At 72.8% G+C, this 21008-nt stretch carries 20 protein-coding genes; 7 read left to right on the top strand and 13 right to left on the bottom strand.

The genetic code is table 11. The features are described from left to right. Nucleotides 1–139 precede the first annotated feature (139 nt). Genes NUV38_RS05845 through NUV38_RS05855 form a run of 3 tightly spaced genes read left to right on the top strand, consistent with a single transcriptional unit; the run spans nucleotide 140 to nucleotide 1676 of the window. Nucleotides 140–463 carry a zf-TFIIB domain-containing protein gene (locus NUV38_RS05845; protein WP_257728216.1) on the top strand — a complete coding sequence of 108 codons (324 nt, stop codon included), beginning with the start codon at nucleotides 140–142 and terminating at the stop codon, nucleotides 461–463. A 45-nt stretch (nucleotides 464–508) separates the two neighbouring features. Beyond that, on the top strand, nucleotides 509–1360 hold the full coding sequence (locus NUV38_RS05850; protein ID WP_257728217.1) for an NAD-dependent epimerase/dehydratase family protein: 852 nt from the start codon (nucleotides 509–511) through the stop codon (nucleotides 1358–1360). A 7-nt stretch (nucleotides 1361–1367) separates the two neighbouring features. Continuing rightward, the gene (locus NUV38_RS05855; RefSeq protein ID WP_257728218.1) at nucleotides 1368–1676 is read left to right on the top strand and encodes a DUF503 domain-containing protein; all 309 of its coding nucleotides are present in this window, start codon (nucleotides 1368–1370) and stop codon (nucleotides 1674–1676) included. A 4-nt stretch (nucleotides 1677–1680) separates the two neighbouring features. Here the strand turns inward: NUV38_RS05855 and NUV38_RS05860 are convergent, their stop codons facing one another. Next, nucleotides 1681–2157 (bottom strand): Lrp/AsnC family transcriptional regulator, encoded by a 477-nt coding sequence (locus tag NUV38_RS05860; protein ID WP_056580318.1) that lies wholly within the window; start codon nucleotides 2155–2157, stop codon nucleotides 1681–1683. 111 nt (nucleotides 2158–2268) lie between these two features. Between NUV38_RS05860 and ald the strand changes: the two genes are divergently transcribed. Then, nucleotides 2269–3387 carry an alanine dehydrogenase gene (gene ald, locus NUV38_RS05865; RefSeq protein WP_257728219.1) on the top strand — a complete coding sequence of 373 codons (1119 nt, stop codon included), beginning with the start codon at nucleotides 2269–2271 and terminating at the stop codon, nucleotides 3385–3387. Between the two features lie 45 nt (nucleotides 3388–3432). On the opposite strand, the gene NUV38_RS05870 is transcribed toward ald, so the two are convergent. From NUV38_RS05870 to fdxA, 8 genes are all read right to left on the bottom strand, one after another. After that, nucleotides 3433–4113 (bottom strand): response regulator, encoded by a 681-nt coding sequence (locus tag NUV38_RS05870; protein ID WP_257728220.1) that lies wholly within the window; start codon nucleotides 4111–4113, stop codon nucleotides 3433–3435. Then, complete coding sequence (locus NUV38_RS05875) at nucleotides 4110–6629, bottom strand: ATP-binding protein (RefSeq protein WP_257728221.1); 2520 nt, start codon at nucleotides 6627–6629, stop codon at nucleotides 4110–4112. Before NUV38_RS05875 ends, NUV38_RS05870 begins: the two co-directional genes overlap by 4 nt. A 5-nt stretch (nucleotides 6630–6634) precedes the next feature. Next, on the bottom strand, nucleotides 6635–7207 hold the full coding sequence (gene kdpC, locus NUV38_RS05880) for a potassium-transporting ATPase subunit KdpC (RefSeq protein WP_257728329.1): 573 nt from the start codon (nucleotides 7205–7207) through the stop codon (nucleotides 6635–6637). A 5-nt stretch (nucleotides 7208–7212) separates the two neighbouring features. Then, a complete protein-coding gene (kdpB, locus tag NUV38_RS05885) occupies nucleotides 7213–9249 on the bottom strand; it encodes a potassium-transporting ATPase subunit KdpB (protein WP_257728222.1) in 2037 nt (678 codons plus the stop codon). Then, a complete protein-coding gene (gene kdpA, locus NUV38_RS05890) occupies nucleotides 9246–10916 on the bottom strand; it encodes a potassium-transporting ATPase subunit KdpA (protein WP_257728223.1) in 1671 nt (556 codons plus the stop codon). Before kdpA ends, kdpB begins: the two co-directional genes overlap by 4 nt. A gap of 6 nt (nucleotides 10917–10922) precedes the next feature. After that, complete coding sequence (locus tag NUV38_RS05895) at nucleotides 10923–11012, bottom strand: potassium-transporting ATPase subunit F (protein WP_257728224.1); 90 nt, start codon at nucleotides 11010–11012, stop codon at nucleotides 10923–10925. An 88-nt stretch (nucleotides 11013–11100) separates the two neighbouring features. Continuing rightward, the gene (gene dapC, locus NUV38_RS05900) at nucleotides 11101–12204 is read right to left on the bottom strand and encodes a succinyldiaminopimelate transaminase (RefSeq protein ID WP_257728225.1); all 1104 of its coding nucleotides are present in this window, start codon (nucleotides 12202–12204) and stop codon (nucleotides 11101–11103) included. Nucleotides 12205–12228: 24 nt separating this feature from the next. After that, nucleotides 12229–12552 carry a ferredoxin gene (gene fdxA, locus NUV38_RS05905; RefSeq protein ID WP_055964831.1) on the bottom strand — a complete coding sequence of 108 codons (324 nt, stop codon included), beginning with the start codon at nucleotides 12550–12552 and terminating at the stop codon, nucleotides 12229–12231. 123 nt (nucleotides 12553–12675) lie between these two features. Between fdxA and NUV38_RS05910 the strand changes: the two genes are divergently transcribed. Together NUV38_RS05910 and NUV38_RS05915 are read left to right on the top strand one after the other, a co-directional pair. Beyond that, nucleotides 12676–13662: a GNAT family N-acetyltransferase gene (locus NUV38_RS05910; protein ID WP_257728226.1), complete on the top strand. Its 987-nt coding sequence runs from the start codon at nucleotides 12676–12678 to the stop codon at nucleotides 13660–13662. 9 nt (nucleotides 13663–13671) lie between these two features. Then, nucleotides 13672–14529, top strand: a complete 858-nt coding sequence (locus NUV38_RS05915; RefSeq protein WP_257728227.1) for a 3,4-dioxygenase subunit beta — start codon at nucleotides 13672–13674, stop codon at nucleotides 14527–14529. Between the two features lie 34 nt (nucleotides 14530–14563). On the opposite strand, the gene NUV38_RS05920 is transcribed toward NUV38_RS05915, so the two are convergent. The 4 genes from NUV38_RS05920 to mshB are packed head-to-tail and all read right to left on the bottom strand — an operon-like array spanning nucleotide 14564 to nucleotide 18706. Further along, the gene (locus tag NUV38_RS05920; protein WP_257728228.1) at nucleotides 14564–16918 is read right to left on the bottom strand and encodes a VanW family protein; all 2355 of its coding nucleotides are present in this window, start codon (nucleotides 16916–16918) and stop codon (nucleotides 14564–14566) included. After that, entirely contained in the window at nucleotides 16915–17445 is a 531-nt protein-coding gene (locus NUV38_RS05925) for a flavin reductase family protein (protein WP_257728229.1), read from the bottom strand. The genes NUV38_RS05920 and NUV38_RS05925 overlap by 4 nt, the downstream gene beginning before the upstream one ends. After that, a complete protein-coding gene (locus tag NUV38_RS05930; RefSeq protein WP_257728230.1) occupies nucleotides 17442–17795 on the bottom strand; it encodes a DUF6113 family protein in 354 nt (117 codons plus the stop codon). The genes NUV38_RS05925 and NUV38_RS05930 overlap by 4 nt, the downstream gene beginning before the upstream one ends. Then, the gene (gene mshB / locus NUV38_RS05935; RefSeq protein WP_055964811.1) at nucleotides 17792–18706 is read right to left on the bottom strand and encodes an N-acetyl-1-D-myo-inositol-2-amino-2-deoxy-alpha-D-glucopyranoside deacetylase; all 915 of its coding nucleotides are present in this window, start codon (nucleotides 18704–18706) and stop codon (nucleotides 17792–17794) included. The genes NUV38_RS05930 and mshB overlap by 4 nt, the downstream gene beginning before the upstream one ends. An 82-nt stretch (nucleotides 18707–18788) precedes the next feature. Between mshB and NUV38_RS05940 the strand changes: the two genes are divergently transcribed. Further along, the gene (locus NUV38_RS05940; RefSeq protein ID WP_257728231.1) at nucleotides 18789–20891 is read left to right on the top strand and encodes a prolyl oligopeptidase family serine peptidase; all 2103 of its coding nucleotides are present in this window, start codon (nucleotides 18789–18791) and stop codon (nucleotides 20889–20891) included. The last annotated feature ends 117 nt before the right edge of the window (nucleotides 20892–21008 follow it).

Raw genomic sequence — 21008 nt, forward strand, 5'->3', positions numbered from 1 at the left:
AAGAACCCACCGTAGTTCACCACCTCCGTGCCGCCGAGAAGCGGCCGGAGCCACGTCGTTTTTTCCGGTCTCGTCGGACGCAGGGGGCGCGGGAACCGACACCACCTCCCGGACGTTGTGCCCGGCAGGAGGTTCCACCATGAAGTGCCCCACTGACGGTGCCACGTTGACCATGAGCGAGCGGTCCGGCGTCGAGATCGACTACTGCCCCGAGTGCCGAGGCGTGTGGCTCGACCGCGGCGAGCTCGACAAGATCCTCGACCGCGTCGCCGCCGACACCGCCCCTGCTCCCGCTCCCCCGGCGGCGCCTCGTGTCGCGCACCGCGACGACGACCGCACGTTCGGCTACGAGCGCCCCGACGACCGGTACCGGGACGACAAGTACAGGGACGACAAGTATCGGGGCGACCGGTACCGCAAGCCGAAGAAGAAGGAGCACTGGCTCATGGAGATCCTCGGCTGACCGACGCCGCGGAACAGTCGCGTCGGGGTCGGCGTTGACCTCTTTATGAAGATCCTGCTGACCGGGGGAACCGGGCTCATCGGCGGCGCCGTGCTGCGCCGCCTCGTCGACGACGGCCACGACGTCACGGCCGTGGTGCGCAGCGCCGACTCGGCCGAGACCGTGGCGGCCGCGGGTGCCACCGCCCTCGAGGGCGACCTCACCGACGTCGCATGGCTCTCCGCGACCCTGCGCGAGCACGACGGTGCGGTGCACACCGCCTCACCGGGGGACGCGACGTCGCCGGCCCTGGACGACGCGGTCGTCGACGCCGTGGTCTCGGCGTTCGGCGGGACGTCCCGGCCCTTCGTCCACACCGGCGGGGTCTGGACCTACGGCGACGGCGACGCGATCACCGAGCAGACCCCTCCGGCCCCACCCGCCCTGACGGCCTGGCGACGCGAGCGCGAGCAGCGGCTGCTCGATGCCGACGTGCGCGCCACGGTGGTCGAGCCGGGCGTCGTCCACGCCCCGGACCAGGGCATCGCGCAGCTCCTCGTCCACGCCCAGCGCACCGGCGAGGGCGCTCTCGAGCTCGTCGGCAGCGGCGAGCAGCACTGGGCCACGGTGCACGTCGACGACCTCGCCGAGCTCTACGCACTCGTCCTCACCTCCGGCGAGGGCCACGGACACCTGCTCGGCGTCAGCGGCCACTCCCCCAGCGTGCGCGACCTCGGCCTGGCCCTCGCGGACGCGGTGGCAGGCACCACCACCGAGACGGTCCACGAGCGGCTCGGCGAGTCCTTCGGCGACGCCCTCCTGCTCGACCAGCAGGCCGACGGCGCCAAGGCGCGGAGCCTCGGCTGGACGCCGTCACGCCCGTCCCTCGTCGACGAGCTGCGGGCCTCGCGCGCTTGACCAGGCGATGACGCGCATGTGGGTGGGCTGGCTGGAGGCCGAGCTGCTGCTCGGCGACGTGCACTCGCTCAAGGCCAAGCGTGGCGTGGTGCGGCCCGTGGTCCACGAGCTGCGTCGTGCGCTCGAGGTCTCCGTGGCCGAGGTCGGCCACCTCGACCTCTACCGGCGCGCGCTCGTCGGGGTGGCCCTCACCTCGGGCGACCGGTCGCACGCCGAGTCCGTGCTCGACCGGGCCGAGCGGATGCTCGCCTCCCGACCCGAGCTCGAGCTGCTCTCGGTGCGCCGACGGCTCGTCCGGTCCGACGACCTCGACTGACGCCTCAGGGCGCCGCGGAGGTGGCGGCCCGGCCCGCCCGGTGCTCGAAGATCAGGTGGGTCTCGGTGCCCGCGACCTGCGGCAGGCCGCTCACCTCGTTGACGATGTCGCGCAGGTCCTCGGTGTCCGCACATCCCACGTGGAGCAGGTAGTCGTAGGAGCCGGACACGTAGAAGGTGTTCAGCACGTAGGCGCGCGACGCCATGACGGGCGCGAAGTCCGGCAGCGACGTGCGCGAGTCGCGCGTCAGGGACACCGCGATCATGGCCTGGATCTCGAGCCCGAGCACCGCCGGGTCGACGTCGGCGTGGACGCCGCGCACCACCCCGCGCTCCACGAGCGACCGCACCCGGCCCAGGCAGGTCGACGGCGCGACGCCCACCCGGCGGGCCAGCTCGTTGTTCGGGAGGCGGCCGTCCTGCTGGAGCAGGGCGACCAGCCGCCGGTCGACGTCGTCGAGTGGTCGAACATCCTTCGGCACGGCGCCACCTCGCGGGACTGGGAGTCGGTCAGCACACGGAACGAGTGGCACTCTACAGAATGATCTTCAGGTTTCTTGCGGTCTTTCGCGTCGAAAGTTCACGATAGATCCATGCGTATCGGCGTTCCTACGGAGATCAAGAACCACGAGTACCGCGTCGCGATGACGCCGGAGGGCGTCCGCGAGCTGGTCGCCCACGGCCACGACGTCGTGGTGCAGGCCGGTGCCGGCCTGGGGTCCTCGATGCCCGACGAGGAGTACCGGGCCGCCGGCGCCTCCGTGCTGGACGACCCCGACGAGGTGTGGGGCACCACCGACATGGTCATGAAGGTCAAGGAGCCGATCGAGCCGGAGTGGCACCGCATGCGGGAGGGCCAGGTGCTGTTCACCTACCTGCACCTCGCCGCCGACCCAGCGTGCACCCGCGCGGTGCTCGACAGCGGCACCACCGCGATCGCCTACGAGACCGTGCAGCGCGCCGACCGCTCCCTCCCGCTCCTCGCGCCCATGTCCGAGGTGGCCGGCCGCCTCGCCACCCAGGTCGGCGCCTACCACCTGATGCGCCAGGACGGCGGGCGCGGCGTGCTCATGGGCGGCGTCCCCGGCACCCTGCCCGCGGCCGTCACCGTCATCGGTGGTGGCGTCTCCGGCGAGCACGCCGCCACCATGGCCGTCGGCCTGGGGGCCGACGTGACGATCCTGGACCTCAGCGTGCCGCGGCTGCGCGAGCTGGACGCACGGTTCGCCGGCCGGGTGCGCACGGTGCACTCCAACGCCGCCGAGATCGAGCGGACGGTCACGTCGTCCGACCTCGTCATCGGCGCCGTGCTGCTGCCGGGCGCGAAGGCCCCCACGTTGGTGAGCAACGACCTGGTCGCGGCCATGCGGCCCGGCTCCGTCCTCGTCGACATCGCGATCGACCAGGGCGGCTGCTTCGAGGACTCACGTCCCACCACCCACGACGCTCCGACGTTCCGGGTCCACGACTCGGTCTTCTACTGCGTGGCGAACATGCCGGGGTCCGTGCCGCGGACCTCCACGTACGCGCTGACCAACGTGACGATGCCCTACGCCCTGGCCCTCGCCGACCACGGCTGGCAGGCGGCGCTGGCGGCCGACCCCGCCCTGGCCCTCGGGCTGAACGCGCACGCCGGACAGCTGTACAACCGCCCCGTGGCCGAGGCGCTCGACCTCGAGTCACTCGACGTCGCACGGGTGCTGGCGGCCTGAGCGCACCGACGTCAGGAATCCAGGGAGCGTCGCGTCGGGATCCTGTCAGGACAGGTCCGAGAGCAGGCGGTAGCCGAGCCCCGGGTCCGTGATGAGCATCCGGGGATGGGCCGGATCGTCCTCCAGCTTGCGCCGCAGCTGCGCGAGGTACACCCGCAGGTAGTGGGTCTCCCGCTCGTACGACGGGCCCCACACCTCCGTCAGCAACGTGCTCTGCCGTACGAGCCGCCCCTCGGCCCGAGCCAGCACCTCGACGATCTTCCACTCGGTCGGGGTCAGGTGCACGGTCTCACCCGCGCGGGCCGCCCTGCGGTCCTCGATGTCGAGCTCCAGGTCACCGACCCTCACCACGGGCGCGGGCGTCGGCTGGGCCCGGCGCACCGAGGCGCGCACGCGCGCCAGCAGCTCCTCCATGCCGAACGGCTTCGTGACGTAGTCGTCGGCACCGAGGTCGAGCGCCTCGACCTTGTCGTCGGACTCGTGGCGGGCCGAGAGCACGACGACCGGCACCTGCGACGTCTGACGGATGCGGCGGAGCACCTCCGTCCCGTCCAGGTCGGGCAGGCCGAGGTCGAGCAGCACGACGTCGGGCACCCGCTCGGCGAGGGACTGCAGCGCGGACCTGCCGTCCGCGACGGTCTCGACCTCGTAGCCGCGGGCCCTCATCGCGATGCCGAGGGTGCGCAGGATTGCGGCGTCGTCGTCGACCGCGAGCACGACCGTCATGCCGGTGCCTCCCGGTTGCTGTCGAGGGGGGCGGGCCACGACGAGATGCCCTCGCCGGGCAGCTCGACGAGCAAGGTCAGGCCCCCACCCGGGGTGTCCTCCGCCGTCAGCGTGCCCCCCATCGCCTCTGTGAGCCCCCGCGCCACGGCGAGGCCCAGCCCGACGCCGTTGCCGCGCGGCACGTCACCGAGGCGCTGGAACGGCTCGAACATCTCCTCGCGACGCGACTCCGGCACCCCTGGGCCGCGGTCCACGACCCGCACGACGACCCGGTCCCCCACGCACGTCGCGTCTACCCGCACCGAGGTCCCGCCGGCGTGCTTCAGCGCGTTCTCGACCACGTTGGCCAGCACCCGCTCCAGGAGCGCCGCGTCCGCCCGCGCCTCCGGCAGGTCGTCGGCCACATCGACCTCGATGGCCGTCCCGCCGACGACCCGGGCGACGACGGCGCTGACGTCGACCGACTCCTGCCGTGCGACGACCGCACCGGTCTGCAGCCGGCTCATGTCGAGCAGGTCGACGACGAGCGCGTCGAGGCGGTCGGCACCGTCCTCGATGGTCTCGAGCAGGTCGGCGCGGTCCTCGTCGGACCACGTGATCCCGGGGTCGCGCAGGCTGCTCACTGCCGCCTTCACGGCGGCGAGCGGGGTGCGGAGATCATGCGAGACGGCGGCGAGGAGGGCAGTGCGCGTGCGCTCGCCCTCGGCGAGGTAGCGCTGCTCGGCCTTGACGGCCATGGCCGTGCGCCGTTCCAGCAGCACCGTCGCGTGCGCCACCAGCGCCGCGATGAGCGGCTCGTCCGCGGTGCGCGAGGCATCGCCGTGGAGCACCAGCACGTGGTCGGGCCCGACCGGCACCTCCTGCTCCGGCCCGGTCGGGTCGCCGTGGCAACCCAGCACCGCGCCATCGTTCGATCGGAGGGCAGCGCCTCGCAGGCCGAAGAGCTCCACGGTGCTGCGCAGCAGCCGGTCGAGGTCGTTGCCCGCGTGCACCAGGCGGTGCGCGAGCACCGACAGCGTGTCGGCCTGCTGACGCGCCCGCGCGGCCAGGCCCGCGACCCGGGCCGCGCGGTCGACGACCAGGGCCACGGAGATGCCGACGAGGACGAACAGCACCACCGCGACGGCGTTCTCGCCGCTCGCGATCTGCAGGGTCCTGGTCGGTGGCGTGAAGTAGTAGTTGAGGACGCCGCCGCTCACCAACGACGCGAGCACGGCCGGCCACAACCCGCCGAGCAGCGCGACCGCGACCACCAGCACCATGAAGAGCATCGCCTCGGTGGGCAGGCCGTGCAGGTCCGACGTCGCAAGGAGCACGCTCGCGAGGACGAACGGACCGAGCAGGCCCAGGACGAAGCCGGCGACCGTGCGGCGCGGCCCGAGCGCCGACTGCTCGCGCACCCGGGCGTCCCGGCGCCGGGCCTCGTCGTGCGTGACGATGTGGACGTCGATGTCTCCCGACTCGGCGACGATCGTCTCCCCGATGCCTGGGCGCAGCAGCGTCGAGAGCCGGCCCCGTCGGCTGGCGCCGATCAGCACCTGCGTGGCGTTGCGTCCCCGCGCGAAGTCGAGGATCGCGGTCGCCGCGTCGTCCCCGACGGCCGTGTGGAACGAGCCGCCGAGCTCCTTGGCCGTCCGCCGCAGCTCCTCGAGCCGGGCCGGACCGGTCTGGCGCAGGCCGTCGCCGCGGGACACGTACAGCGCCGTCCACGGCGCGCCGTCGTCGCCCGGGCGCGCGCGGCTGGCGATGCGCGCGGCCCGTCGCATGAGCGGCTCCGACTCCGGGCCCCCCGTCACCGCGACGACGATCCGCTCGCGCGTGGCCCAGGTCGCGTCGATCTCGTGCCGCTCGCGGTAGCGCTCCAGCCCCTCGTCGACCCGCTCCGCGAGCCACAGCAGCGCCAGCTCACGCAGCGCTGCCAGGTTCCCCTCGCGGAAGAACTGCGAGAGCGCGGCGTCGACGCGGTCAGCCGGGTAGACGTTGCCGTGCGCGAGGCGGCGTCGCAGCGCCGACGGGCTCATGTCGACGAGCTCGATCGCCTCCGCGGAGCGCACGAACGCGTCCGGCACCGTCTCGCGCTGCCGCACGCCGGTGATCGCCTCGGTCACGTCGTTGAGGGACTCCAGGTGCTGCACGTTGACCGTCGTCACGACGTCGATCCCGGCCTCGAGCAGCTCGTCGACGTCCTGCCAGCGCTTGACGTTGCGGGACCCCGGCGCGTTGGTGTGGGCGAGCTCGTCCACGAGGACGACCTTGGGTGCACGGGCGAGCACGGCGTCGAGGTCGAGCTCGGTCAGCTCCGTCGCGCCGTGCTGCACCGTACGCCGGGCCACCACCTCCAGCCCCTCGAGCTGCTCGGCGGTGCGGGGGCGGCCGTGCGTCTCCACGATGGCGACGACGACGTCGGTGCCTCGCTCGAGCCGCCGCCGGCCCTCGTCGAGCATCGCGAAGGTCTTGCCCACCCCGGGAGCGGCTCCGAGGTAGACGCGCAGCCGCCCCCGCTCGCGATCGTCCACGAGTCCTATTCTGCCCGCTCGAGCGACGCGTTGAGCTCGAGCACGTTCACCGCGGGCTCACCGAGGAACCCCAGGGCGCGGCCGGAGGTCGCGCGGTCCACCAGGGCGCGCACCGTGTCCTCGGACAACCCTCGCTCGCGAGCCACCCGCGGCACCTGCAGGTCGGCGTACTCCGGGCTGACGTGCGGGTCGAGGCCGGACGCCGACGCCGTGAGCGCGTCCGGCGGCACCTCGGAGGGGTCGACGCCCTCGCGCTCGGCCACCTCGGCCCGACGCTCGTCGACGGCCTCCAGCAGGTCCGGGTTGGACGGTCCGAGGTTCGAGGGAGCCGACGCGAGGCCGTCCCAGTCGCCGGCGGACGGCCGGCTCTGGAACCACTGGTCGCCCTCGAAGCCCTGGCCGAGGAGTCGGGAGCCGACGGCGGTGCCGTCGACGCGCAGGAGGCTGCCGTCCGCCCGGTCGGGCACGGCCCGTCCGACCGCCCACACGGCGGCGGGGTAGAGGACGCCGAGCAGGACGGTGAGGACGAGCAGCAGGCGCGCCGCTGCGACGAGCTGGCGGGAGAGGTCACGCATCATGGGGGTCACCCGATTCCTGGGATGGTGGAGACGACGAGATCGATGAGCTTGATGCCGACGAAGGGCACCACGACGCCGCCGAGCCCGAAGACGAGCAGGTTGCGCCGCAGGACGGTGCCGGCATCGGCCGCGCGGGTCCGCACACCGCGCAGGGCGACGGGGATCAGCCCGATGATGACGAGCGCGTTGAAGATGACGGCCGACAGGATGGCCGACTCCGGCGTCGCCAGCCGCATGACGTTGAGCGTGTCGAGCGACGGGTAGGCCGCGACGAACATGGCCGGCACGATCGCGAAGTACTTCGCGAGGTCGTTGGCGATCGAGAACGTCGTGAGGGCGCCGCGGGTGATGAGCAGCTGCTTGCCGATCCGCACCACGTCGATGAGCTTCGTCGGGTCGGAGTCGAGGTCGACCATGTTGCCGGCCTCCTTGGCCGCCGACGTGCCCGACGCCATCGCGACACCGACGTCGGCAGCAGCGAGCGCAGGTGCGTCGTTCGTTCCGTCGCCCGTCATCGCCACGAGCCGACCGCCCTGCTGCTCCTCGCGGATGAGGCGCATCTTGTCCTCGGGCGTCGCCTCGGCCAGCACGTCGTCGACGCCTGCCTCGGCCGCGATCGCCCGGGCCGTGAGCGCGTTGTCACCCGTGACCATGACGGTCCGGATGCCCATGCGTCGCAGCTCGGCGAAGCGCTCGACCATGCCCTCCTTGACGACGTCCTTGAGGTGGACGACACCGAGAGCACGGGCCGGGCCGTCCTCACCGTGGCGCTCGGCCACGACGAGCGGAGTGCCACCGGAGCGGGAGATCTCGTCGATCGTCTCGGTCACGGTCGGCGACAGCGGCGTCTCGACCCACGCGGTCACCGCGCTGCCCGCACCCTTGCGCAGCGAGCGGCCGTCGGGCAGGTCGACACCGGACATGCGGGTCTGCGCCGTGAACTCGACCGCTTCCGCGCCGCTCGGCAGGGCCGGGCCCGTGCCGCTGCCGCCGGTCTCGGCGACCGCGAGGTCGACGATCGAGCGTCCTTCGGGCGTCAGGTCGGCCAACGAGGCCACCCGGGCGGCCTCCGTGAGCTCGGCCAGGGTCACGCCCTCGGCAGGCACGAAGCGCGAGGCGCGACGGTTGCCGTAGGTGATCGTGCCGGTCTTGTCGAGCAGCAGGGTGCTGACGTCGCCGGCGGCCTCGACCGCACGGCCGGACATCGCGAGCACGTTCACCCGCACCAACCGATCCATGCCGGCGATGCCGATCGCGGACAGCAGGGCGCCGATCGTCGTCGGGATGAGGCAGACCAGGAGGGCCACCAGGACGACGGTCGACTGCGGGGCGCCGGCGTACTCGGCCATCGGCTTGATGGTCACGACGGCCAGCAGGAAGATGATCGTCAGGCTCACGAGCAGGATCGACAGCGCGATCTCGTTCGGCGTCTTGCGGCGCTCGGCGCCCTCGACGAGCGAGATCATGCGGTCGAGGAACGTCTCGCCCGGTGCCGCCGTGACGCGGACGACGATCTCGTCGGACAGCACCCGGGTGCCGCCGGTGACCGCGGACCGGTCACCACCGGCCTCACGGACGACCGGGGCGGACTCGCCGGTGATGGCCGACTCGTCGACCGTGGCCACGCCCTCGACGACGTCTCCGTCGCCGGGGATGACCTCGCCGGCGCTGACGCGAACCCGGTCGCCGACCTTCAGCTCGGTGCCGGCCACGACGGACTCGGTGCCGTCGTCGCCGACCCGGCGGGCCGTCACATCGGTCCGGGCCGCGCGCAGGGAGTCGGCCTGGGCCTTGCCGCGGCCCTCGGCCACGGCCTCCGCGAGGTTGCCGAAGACCACCGTGAGCCAGAGCCAGACGGCGATCGCGACGGCGAACACGCTCGGGTCGACGACGGCCGAGACCGTCGTGACGAGCGAGCCGATCCACACGAGGAACATGACAGGACTGCGCCACAGGTGGCGCGGGTCCAGCTTGCGCAGCGCCGAGGGCAGCTGCGCGACGAGCTGCCGGGACAACGGGGTCGCGGCGGACGAGCGGGTCATCGCGAGGCTCCTGTCAGGGCCTCGGCCACGGGGCCGAGGGCGAGGGTCGGGAAGAAGGTGAGCGCCGAGACGAGCACCACGACACCGACGACGAGCACGGCGAACAACCGGGTGTCGGTGGGCAGGGTGCCGGCGGTGGTCGGGACACGGCGCTGCTTCGCCAGCGAACCGGCCAGCGCCAGCACCAGCACGATCGGCAGGAAGCGGCCGAGCAGCATGGCCAGCGCGAGGGCCAGCTGGAAGAACGTCGACGTCACCGTGATGCCGCCGAACGCGCTGCCGTTGTTGTTGGCGGCGGACGTGAAGGCGTAGACCACCTCGGTGAAGCCGTGGCCCCCCGGGTTGCCCATCGCGTCCGCCGTGGACGGCAGCGCGATCGCGACGCCCACCCCGACGAGGACGAGCGCGGGCACGACGAGCGTGTGCAGCGCGACGTAGGTCATCTCGCGCGAGCCGATCTTCTTGCCGAGGATCTCCGGCGTGCGGCCGACCATCAGCCCGGCCACGAAGACGGCGAGCACGGCCGCGACGAGGATGCCGTAGAGGCCGGCGCCGACGCCGCCCGGCGAGACCTCGCCGAGCATCATGTTCGCCAGCACGGTGCCGCCGCCCAGTGGTGACATCGAGTCGTGGGCGCTGTTGACCGCTCCCGTCGAGGTCCCGGTGGTGGAGACGGCGAACAGCGCCGAGGCCCACTCGCCGAACCGGGTCTCCTTGCCCTCCATCGCGGCGCCGGCAGCCTGCGCCGCCTGGCCCTGCCCACTCACCTCGGCCCACGTCGCGACCGCGAGCGAGAGCGCCCACAGGAAGCCCATGGCCCCGAGGAGCGTCAGCCCCTGGCGACGGTTGCCGATCAAGGTGCCGAACGTGCGCGTCAGGCAGACCGGGATGACGAGCAGCAGGAAGATCTCGAGCAGGTTGGTCCACGCCGTCGGGTTCTCGAACGGGTGGGCGGAGTTGGCGTTGAAGAAGCCGCCCCCGTTCGTGCCCAGCTCCTTGATGGCCTCCTGGCTGGCCACGAGGCCGCCGGGGACGACCTGGCTGCCCCCCGAGAGCGTGCGCACGGTGACGTCCGACAGGTTCTGCACGACGCCGCCGAGCAGCAGCACGACGGCCGCGACGGCCGCGACCGGCAGCAGGATCCGCACGGTCACGCGCACCGTGTCGACCCAGAAGTTGCCCAGGGTGCTCGACTCCGTGCGGGTGAACCCGCGGACGAGGGCCGCGGCCACGGCGATGCCGACGGCCGCGGAGAGGAAGTTCTGCACGGCGAGGCCGAGCGCCTGCGCCGCGAAGCCGAGCGTGGACTCGCCGGCGTAGGACTGCCAGTTCGTGTTGGTGGCGAAGGAGACGGCGGTGTTGACGGCCATGTCCCACGGCACGCCGGGAAGCCCCCGGTCCCAGGGCAGGGCCGCCTGCCCCAGGAGGATCGCGACAAGCAGGACGATGCCGGCCACCGAGAACGCCAGCAGGCTCAGCACGTAGCCGCGCGTGCTCTGCTCTGCGTCGGGATCGACGCCGCCGAGGCGGTAGAGGACGCGCTCGGCGCGCAGGTGACGGGGGGACGCGAGGACCCGCGCCATGTAGTCACCGAACGGGACGTACACGAGGGCGAGCAGGCCGAGGAGGGCTGCGATCGTCAGCAGCCCGGAGAGGGTGTCGGACATGGCGGCTCAGAACCGGTCGGGGCGCACGAGCGCCGCGACCAGGTACACCAGCACGGCGAGGACGCCGAGCAGCTGGAGGGCGGTGATCAGGGACATGCCCCCAGCCCACACCCGACGTGGCGTCCTGCCGCCCGTCCTGACGAGCCCCTGACGGCTCTTGACGCGTTCTTGACGCCGCGTGACCTCAGGCCGTGAGACGGGCCACGGCGGCGGCGATGCGCTCGTCGGTGGCGGTGAACGCGACCCGCACGTGGTGCGCACCGCGCTCGCCGTAGAAGTCACCGGGTGCCACCAGGATGCCGCGCTCGGCGAGCCAGGCCACGGTGTCGCGGCAACCCTCGCCGCGGGTGGCCCAGAGGTAGAGCGCTCCCTCGGAGTGGGTGATCGTGAAGCCGGCCGACTCCAGGGCGCGGCGCAGGGCGTCGCGGCGCTCGGCGTAGCGCCGACGCTGCAGCTCCACGTGCTCGTCGTCGGCGATCGCCGCGGCGAAGGCGTGCTGCACCGGTGTGGGCACCATGAAGCCGAGGTGCTTGCGCACCGCCAGCAGCTCGGCCACCACCGCGCGGTCGCCTGCCACGAACCCGGCGCGATAGCCCGCCAGGTTGGACCGCTTGGACGTCGAGTGGACCGCCAGCAGGCCCTCGTGGCTGCCCTCGCACACGTCGGGGTGCAGCACCGAGACCGGCTCGGCGTCCCAGCCGAAGTCGGCGTAGCACTCGTCGGAGACGAGGAGCGCGCCTCGTTCACGGCACCAGCGCACCACCGCTCGCAGGTGCTCGGCACCGAGCACCTCACCGTGCGGGTTGGCCGGGGAGTTCACGTACACGAGGGACGGCACGTCGGTGAGCCCGTCGGCGACCGGGTCACCGAGCACCACGCGGGCACCGGCGAAGCGGGCACCCACCTCGTACGTGGGGTAGGCGAGCGACGGCAGCACGACGGTGTCGGCCGGCCCCAGCGCGAGCTGGGTCGGCAGGTTGGCGATGAGCTCCTTGGAGCCGACGGTGAGCAGCACCTGGTCGGCGGCGAGTCCCGTGACACCGAGCCGACGGCCGAGCCAGTCGACCGCCGCCTGGCGGACCGCGTCGGGTCCGAGCACCGTCGGGTAGCCGGGGGCGTCCGACGCCGCCGCGAGCGCCTCGCGGGCGACCGCGGGCGTGGGGTCCACGGGCGTGCCGATCGACAGGTCGACGATGCCGTCGGGGTGGGCGTTCGCGCGCTGCTTCGCGTCGGCCAGCGTGTCCCACGGGAAGTCCGGGAACCGCGCGGACAGCCGGGGCCGCTCCATCACTGCCTGCTCATCGGCCGCGGATCACTCCTGGTTCTGCGGCGGGAGCGCAGCGATGAACGGGTGGTCCTTGTCGATGACGCCCGTGCGCGCCGCACCACCGGGAGACCCGAGGTCGTCGAAGAAGTTCACGTTGGCGTCGTAGTACTCCTTCCACTCCGACGGGGTGTCGTCCTCGTAGAAGATCGCCTCGACCGGGCACACCGGCTCGCAGGCACCGCAGTCGACGCACTCGTCGGGATGGATGTAGAGCATCCGCTTGCCCTCGTAGATGCAGTCGACGGGACACTCGTCCACGCACGCGCGGTCCTTGAGGTCCACACACGGCTGGGCGATCACGTACGTCACGGGAGACTCCTTCGACACGAGCAGGGCTGCACGACCCGAGGGCTCACGGGCAGGCCGACGACCAGTATCGCGCCTCGGGCAAGGGCGTCCGCACCCAGGTCTGCCTCATGAGACGGTACTGCCGTGAGCGACGCGGAGATCCTGGTCGGGCAGCGCGTGACGCTGCGCCACCGGCTCGACGACGGCAGTGCCACCGACGTGGTCGGGCGCGTCGTCGAGGCCGGTCCGCAGGGCGTGACGGTCGAGCGTCGTGACGGGTCCGAGGTCGTGGTCGCCGCCGACCGCGTCGTGGCGCTGAAGGTCGTGCCGCCCCGGCCCGCACGGAGCCGTCGCGCCCTCGACGTGGGCGTGGACGAGCTGGTCCGTGTCACGTCGCGAGGGTGGCCGGCGCCGGACGTGGAGCACATCGGCGACTGGGAGCTGAGGGCCGCGGGCTCGTTCACCGGGCGCGCGAACTCGGTGGCCGTCGTGGGCGAGCCCGGCCTGCCACCCGCGGAGGCCATGGCTCGTGTCCTGGCGTTCTACGCCGCGCGCGGACTGCCGCCGCAAGCCCAGGTCGTGGTCGACTCGGACTGGGAGCGCCGGTTCCTCGATGCCGGGTGGGTGCCGAGGGCGGGCTACCGCGGTGGCGCGGTGGTGCAGGTCGCCGACCTCGTCGACGCACCCGAGGCCGACCCTCGCGTGGACGTGGTGGGGACCGCGTCCGACCGCTGGCTCTCGCGCTACGGGCGGGTGGCCGACGCCGCTGCCGCCCGAGCCGTCCTGGAAGGGCCGCGCACGGTCGGGTTCGCCGAGCTGGAGGACGGCGGGGTGCCTGCTGCGGCCGTCGGACGCGTGGTGGTGACCGGGGAGTGGGCCGGTGTCGCCGCCGTGGAGACCCTTCCCGACCACCGGCGCCGCGGCCTCGCGGACGCCGTCGTGCGCACGTGCCTGGCGTGGGCGCACGAGCGCGGCGCGACGCGCGTGTACCTGCAGACCATGCCCGACAACACGGCTGCGCTGAGCCTGTACGAGCCCCACGGCTTCGTCACCCACCACGAGTACCGCTACCTGGAGCCCTCACAGGAGGCCCACAGCCGATCCAGCGGGGTTCACAGCGCCGGCGCCTAGCGTGACCGCATGAGCACCCACCACGACGAGGTCGAGGACCACGACCTCGGCCTCTCCCACGACCTCCCGACCCTGTGGCACCGCCGCCGCCTGCTCGGCCTCTTCGGCGGCGCCGGTGCGGCGGTCGCCCTGGCCGCCTGCTCCACCGACTCCACGGGATCCACGACCGCCACGGGCGCACCGTCGGGTGGGCCACCCCCGGGCGGCGGAGCCGGCAGCTCGGCCGAGGTCGGCGACGGCGAGATCCCCGAGGAGACGAACGGACCCTACCCCGCGGACGGCACCAACGGCGTGAACGTCCTCACCGAGTCGGGCATCGTGCGCAGCGACATCCGCTCGAGCTTCGGCGGTGCGAGCGGGGTCGCCGAGGGCATTCCCCTGACGTTGACGCTCACCGTCGTGGACGTGAGCAGCGCCGACGACGCCGGCACCGCTGCGGCCGGTGCGGCGGTGTACGTGTGGCACTGCGACCGCGACGGCGGGTACTCGATGTACTCCGACGACGTGGCGGACGAGAACTACCTGCGGGGCGTGCAGGAGGCCGACGCCGACGGCACGGTGACCTTCACGTCGATCTTCCCGGCCTGCTACACCGGGCGGTGGCCGCACGTGCACTTCGAGGTGTACCCGAGCCTCGACGACGCGACGTCGGCGAGCAACCGGCTGCGGACCTCGCAGCTGGCCTTCCCCGCGGACGTCTGCAGCGACGTGTACGCCACGGACGGGTACGAGCGCAGCGTCTCGAACCTGGCCCAGGTCTCGCTCGACTCCGACAACGTGTTCAGCGACGGCTACTCCCTGCAGCTCGCCAAGGTCAGCGGCTCCGTCGCCGGCGGCTACACCGCCTCCCTGCGCGTCCCGATCTGACCGCCGAGGGTGGTGCGGCACCCGCGGGCGGGCCTCAGTCGTCCTTCGGCTCCTCGCCGCAGACGATCCGCGCCGCCGCCTGGTAGTTGGCCGTGTTCGTCTCGCGCTTGACGACCTTCCCGCCCTTGCTGAGCGTGCGGTAGATGTCGATGTCGAAGCCCTGGAGCGGAGCCTGCGGCACGCAGTCGTCGGAGTCGTCGTAGCGCGTGGCCGGAGCACGGAAGTTGCGGCGCTCGGACTGGCCGGCCTTCACCTCGAACTCCTTGGTGCCCCACATCTGCACCGTGGTGCGACCGACACCGCCCGGGCTGCTCTTTTCCACGAACGCGCGGATGAGCACACCGCTCTGCAGGTTGTTGCGGAAGCGCAGGTCGAGCGAGCCGAAGTACACGGTTGCCTCGCGACCCACCGGGTAGCGGTCGATGTAGAAGGCGTGCGGGTGGTGCTCCACGTCCTCGAGGCCGGCGAAGAACGCTGCGTTGTAGGTGGTGGTGACCACCTGCGACACCCCCCCGCCCAGCTCGTCCTGGAAGCGGCCGTTGTTGATGACCGAGCCGGTCGTGAACCCGTTGGCCGCGGTGCGCTCGCCGACGGTGTCGTTGAAGGAGAACGTCTCGCCCGGCTTCAGGATGGTGCCGTTGAGGATCTCGGCCGCTCGGCCCTGGTTGACGTTGCGGTACTCGGCGTGCGGGTACTCGGTGGTGAACTCACCGATCTTCTCCACGATCTTGAGCGCCTTGGCGTCCTCGGTGGTGAACACCGGCTCGACGACCTTGGCCTCGACCTGGACGGTGCGCTGGTCGCCGGTCTCGGTGAGCACCGGCACGAGCTTCTCGGCCATCTCCTGCGGCTGGAGGCCGACGCCCTCCTTCCCGGGCACCACGACGGGCTTGTCGTCGCGGATCTCGACCGTGGCGTCGACCGCCTTCTTGCCGATGCCGGTCGTGGCGTCGGTGAGCGGCTCGGCCAGCTTCTCGGGGTCGATGACCGGGGCCATCGCTCCGTCCACGGGCTCGACGGTGAGCGCGGGCGCGTACGCGGTCACCGGGAGGTCCACGTCCTTGTCGCCGACCTCGATGGTCACGGGCTCGGCGACCGCGGGCTCGGCGACCTCGGTCATCGCCCGCTCCAGACCGTCCTCGTCGACCGCGGGCTCGACGACAGCGGTGGGGACCTTCGCCGGGTCGGTCTGCACGAGGTACTGGTCCTGCACGAGCTGGGCGGTGTCGCCCTTGCGGACCACAAGGCCGGGCTTGGGTGCGCGGGGCTTCGGCTTCGCCTCGGGGAAGGTGATGAGGGCCTCGGTGACCGGCACGTCGACGGCCTCGGCGACGCCGTCGACGGCTGCCTTCAGGGCTGCGTCGTCGACGTCGAGGGCAGGCGCGTGCTCGTGGCTGCCGAAGAACAGGGCCACCATGTCGCGGGGGTCCCAGCTGCGGGCACCACCGGCCTGGTCGACCGACGCGTCGACGTCGAGAGCCAGCCCGGCCTCCGCCGGGTCGATCTCGAAGGACTCGTCGCCGTGGGTGAGGGTGACGGGGTCGCCCTCACGCGGGGTGAGCTCCTCGTCGACCGCAGCGCGGGCGGCGGCCGGGGACAGCCCGCCCACGTCGACGCCGCCGATGCTCGCGTCGGCGGGCATGCGGGTGCCCGTCAGGAAGTAGCCGCCCACGTAGAGGCCGCCCAGGACCACGGCGGCGGCGAGCAGGGCCCAGCGACCCCGACGGCGCGGGCGGTCCTGCGCCGACCCCTCTCCCCCGGCCGGCGGGATGCCGGCGTCCCCGTTGTGGTGGTCCGCGGAGGACTCCTCGTGCGGGCCGCCGTGGAGCGGGAACACCTCGTCCTCGGGCTCGTCCCGCAGCTCCTCGTCCGGCGGCGGGGTGCTCAGCGCCGAGCCGGCGAGGGCCGCGGCGACGGCCGATCGCGTGCGCGTCTCCTCACGACGGCCGGCGTCCGGGTCAGCGTCCGGGTCCTCGTGCGGGTCGTCCTGCTCGTCCTCGGCGGGGTCGGCGTCGATCGCGTGCGGCGGCGGGACCGAGTCGTCGTCGACGTCGTCCTCGTCGAGGTCGTCCTCGTCCTCGAGCGGCTCCCCCTCCGGGTCGTCGTCGGCGACGACCTCGTCCGGGGTCTCGAGGACGGGGCCCTCTTGCGCCTCGACGCCGGTGTCGTCCGCCGGGGTCGCGTCACCGAGGTCGAGCTCGGCGTCGTCGTGCTCGGCGAAGGGCTCGGCGTCGGTGAAGGTGTCGTCGAGGTGCCGGTCTCCCGTCGCCTCGAACGCCTCCTGCTCGGTCGTCTCCCCCTCGAGGGGGTGCGAGTCCGGTCGCCGAGCCTGTCGAGGTGCGGAGTCGGGTCCTTCGACGTCCGGCCGCTCAGGTCGCTCGTCGCTCATGCCTTCTCCTGGATGGTCTTCTCGCTGAGGGGCGACCGCACGATCGTCCCGTAGTGCGATCGGTAGTACAGCAACGGGTCGTCCACTGCGTCGCGCACCGCAGCGCCCGTCACTGCACCCATGATGACGGAGTGGTCGCCACCGTCGTGCACGGCGTGCGTCGTGCACTCCAGCCAGGCCAGCGCGTCGTCGAGCAGCGCGGCCCCGTTGACGCCGCGGTGGAACGGCACCCCGGCGAGCTGGTCCTCCAGCGGTCGGCCGCGGTCGGCGAACCATGCCGAGACGTCTCGCGCCTCCTCGGTGAGGATCGAGACGCCCCACGTGCCCGTGGTGAGCACCGCGTCGTGGAAGCGGCTCGTCCGGTGCGAGCACACCAGCACCATCGGGGGCTCCAACGACACCGAGCAGAAGGCGCTGGCCGTCATGGCGTGGTCGACGCCGTCGACGACGGTGGTGACCACCGTGACACCGCTCGCGAACCTGCCGAGGGCGTCGCGGAAGGCACGCTGGTCGACGGACGTGGTCATCGTTCCAGCCTAGGAGCGAGCAGGACCGCGGCCGCGCACACCCCCAGGCCCCCGATCATCCAGGTCCAGCCGATCACGTCGGCGGCCACGAGGTAGGAGCCCGACGGCTGCAGCTGCTGGAGCAGCAGCACCAGGGTCCAGCCGAGCCCGAACCAGGCGGCCCCCACCCGCACCACGCGGCCGCAGGCCACGGCCACGAGCGCCACGGTGGCCAGGCTGAGCACCAGGCCGCCGGGCAGGTCGGCCCCCACCACCTCGAAGGTCGTGCGGTGCACGAGGGACCCCAGGACCCCCACCCAGACGCCGAGCAGCACCACGACCAGGCGGGCGAGGGCCGCCGCCGCGCTCACACCCCGGTGCCGGCGAAGAGGTCGTCCTCGAACGTGGTGCCCGGCGCCGGCGCCGCGACACCCTTGACGAGGCGGTAGTGCTCGGTGCCCCACGCGCGCTGGGCGACGTCGTTGGAGAGGGCGAAGAAGGGTCCGTCGACGGCGATCTGCGTGGCGTGGGCCCGCATGGCGTCGAGCTTGGCGTCGACCCAGGTGCTGCCGTCGACCACGGCATCGAGGTCCTCGTCGCGGATCGCGAACGGCGGCAGGTTGTCGGGGTCCATTCCCTCCATGAACTGCAGGTCCCCGGCCTCGCGGATCTCCTTGATCCCCTGGCGCATGGCCGACTCCGACATCGCCGTCCAGTAGACCTTCGCCACGTCCCAGGCCTCGCCGAGGTCGTGGCGGTAGGACCGGGCCGCCGCGAGGGCGACGGCGTAGTGCGCCACGCGGTTGGCCTGCACGTGGTCGGGGTGGCCGTAGTTGCCGAACTCGTCGTAGGTCACGAGGACCTGCGGCCGGATCTCGCGGATCACGGCGACGAGCTCGTTCGTGGCCTCCAGCAGGTCGGCGTGCCAGAACGCGTTCGCGTGGATCTCGTCGGCGGCGGTGGCGTTGCCGTTCTCGTCCCACTTCATGCCGGAGTCGCGGAAGCGTCCGTCGCCACCGAGGCGGCGGAAGTCGGTGACGCCCAGGATCCCCATCGCGTCGGTGAGCTCGGTGAGCCGGTGCGCGCCCAGCCCGTCGTCCTGGTCGGCCGCCAGGTGCTCGAGCTCGGGGACGAGGATCTCGCCCATCTCGCCGAGGGTGCAGGTGACGAGGGTGACGTGGGCACCCTCGCTCACGTACTTCGCCATGGTGGCGCCGTTGTTGATGGTCTCGTCGTCGGGGTGGGCGTGGACGAGCAGGAGACGACGTGCGGGCAGGGCCATGGTGCCAGCGTATCGACGCGGCACGAGCGTGGGCGCGGGAGCGCAGGAGGGGCGCGCGGACACGGATGGTGAGATGGGTGGCATGACGGTCTCCTACCCTCGCCTCGCCGCCCGCACCGCACGCTTCACGCTCGGCATCCCACGCAACGTGACGGTCTCGCCCGACGGCGGCACCGTGTGGTTCGTGCGCACCGCCGACGGCGTCAGCCGCACCGGCGCCCTGTGGGCCCACGACGTGGCCACCGGCCAGGAGCGGGTCCTGGTGGACCCCGACGCCCTCCTCGCCGGTGGCGAGCAGCTGTCGGCGGCCGAGCGTGCCCGACGGGAGCGCTCGCGCGAGACCGGCGCCGGGGTGGTCGACTACGCCGTCGACACGGCGGGACGGTGGGCCTCCTTCGCCCTCTCGGGCAAGGCGTGGGCGGTGGACCTGGCTGCCGGTGCCGTGCACGAGCTGCCCACCGTCGACGGCGTGATCGACCCGCGGGTCGACCCCACCGGGCGTCGGGTGGCCCACGCCGCTGCCGACGGCGCCCTCCGGGTCGTCGACCTGCAGGGCGAGGAGAGGACGGGCGACGAGCAGGTGCTGGCGGCTCCGGAGACGGCGACCCAGGTCTGGGGCCAGGCCGAGTTCATCGCCGCGGAGGAGATGAGTCGGTACCGCGGCTTCTGGTGGGCCCCTGACGGCGCCTCGCTGCTCGTGGAGCGCTACGACGACGCCCCGGTGCAGGTCTGGCACGTGGCCGACCCCGAGAACCCCGACCGCGAGCCGGTCGCCCAGCGCTACCCGGCCGCGGGCACCCCCAACAGCGAGGTGACGCTCTGGCACGTCACGCTCGACGGCACCCGCACCGAGGTGCAGTGGGACCGCGAGCGGTTCGAGTACCTGTCGAGCGTCACGTGGACCGAGCACGGCGCCCCCGTGGTGCAGGTGATGAGCCGCGACCAGCGCAGCGCCCGGGTGCTGTCGGTCGACGTCGGCGACGGCTCCACCGAGACGCTCCGTGAGCTCTCCGACGCGGCGTGGGTGGAGGTCACGAGCGCGCCGCGCCGTGCGCCCGGCGGCCGCCTGGTCACCGTGGAGGACGTGGACGGCTCGCGTCGGCTCGTCGTCGACGGCACGCCCGTCGGGTCGTCGCAGTGGCAGGTGCGCGGCATCGTCAGCACCCACCCCGACGCGGTGGTCGTGACCGCGTCGGCGGAGCCCACCGAGGTGCAGGTGCTGCGCGTCGGCCTGGGCGGGACGTCCGACGTCGAGCCGCTCACGTCGGGCCAGGCCGTGCACGGTGCGGTCGTCGGTGGTGGGACCACGGTGGTGAGCCGCTCCGCGCTCGACGTCGTCGGCACCACCCTGACGGTGCACCGCGAGGGCACGGACGCGACCACGCAGCTGTCCGTCGTTGCCGAGCCGGCGCCCTTCGAGCCCGACGTGACCGTCGTGTCGGTCGGTGAGCGCGAGCTCCGCGCCGCGGTCCTCTTCCCGCGCGACCACGTGCGGGGCTCACGCCGCCTGCCGGTGCTCATGGACCCCTACGGCGGTCCGCACGCCCAGCGCGTGCTCGCCTCGGCCCGCATGTTCCTGGAGGCGCAGTGGCTGGCCGACCAGGGCTTCTGCGTGATCGTCGCCGACGGTCGCGGGACGCCTGGTCGCGGGGCCGTGTGGGAGCGGGAGATCCTCGACGCGTTCGCCGAGGTCACCCTGGCCGACCAGGTCGACGCGCTCGCCGGCGTGGCCGATCAGTTCCCCGACGACGTCGACACCTCGCGCGTCGGCATCACGGGATGGTCCTACGGCGGCTACCTGTCCGCCCTGGCCGTGCTGGCGCGGCCGGACGTCTTCCACGCCGCGGTGGCCGGCGCTCCCGTGACCGAGTGGCGCCTGTACGACACCTGCTACACCGAGCGCTATCTCGGCCACCCCGACGAGCGGCCCGACGTGTACGACCGCAACTCCCTGCTGCCGCTGGCCCCGCGCCTGGAGCGTCCGCTCATGCTGATCCACGGCCTGGCCGACGACAACGTGGTCGCCGCGCACACCCTGCGTCTGTCGTCGGCGCTGCTCGCCGCGGGCCGCGCCCACACCGTGCTGCCCCTGTCGGGCGTCACGCACATGACGCCCCAGGAGGTCGTGGCCGAGAACCTCAAGGTGCTGCAGGTGGACTTCCTGCGGACGCACCTCGGCGCCTGAGGCTGGGCGCGGGCTTCGGCGTCGTGGCTGCGGCTGCGGCTCGACCCGCGGCTGCGCCGGCGCGGCTCCGTCTCGACCTGCGCTCCGCAAAGGCCTCGACCGGGCGGCTGGGCCCGG

This window comes from Aeromicrobium sp. 50.2.37, assembly GCF_024655735.1.
In the GTDB taxonomy this organism is placed as follows: domain Bacteria; phylum Actinomycetota; class Actinomycetes; order Propionibacteriales; family Nocardioidaceae; genus Aeromicrobium.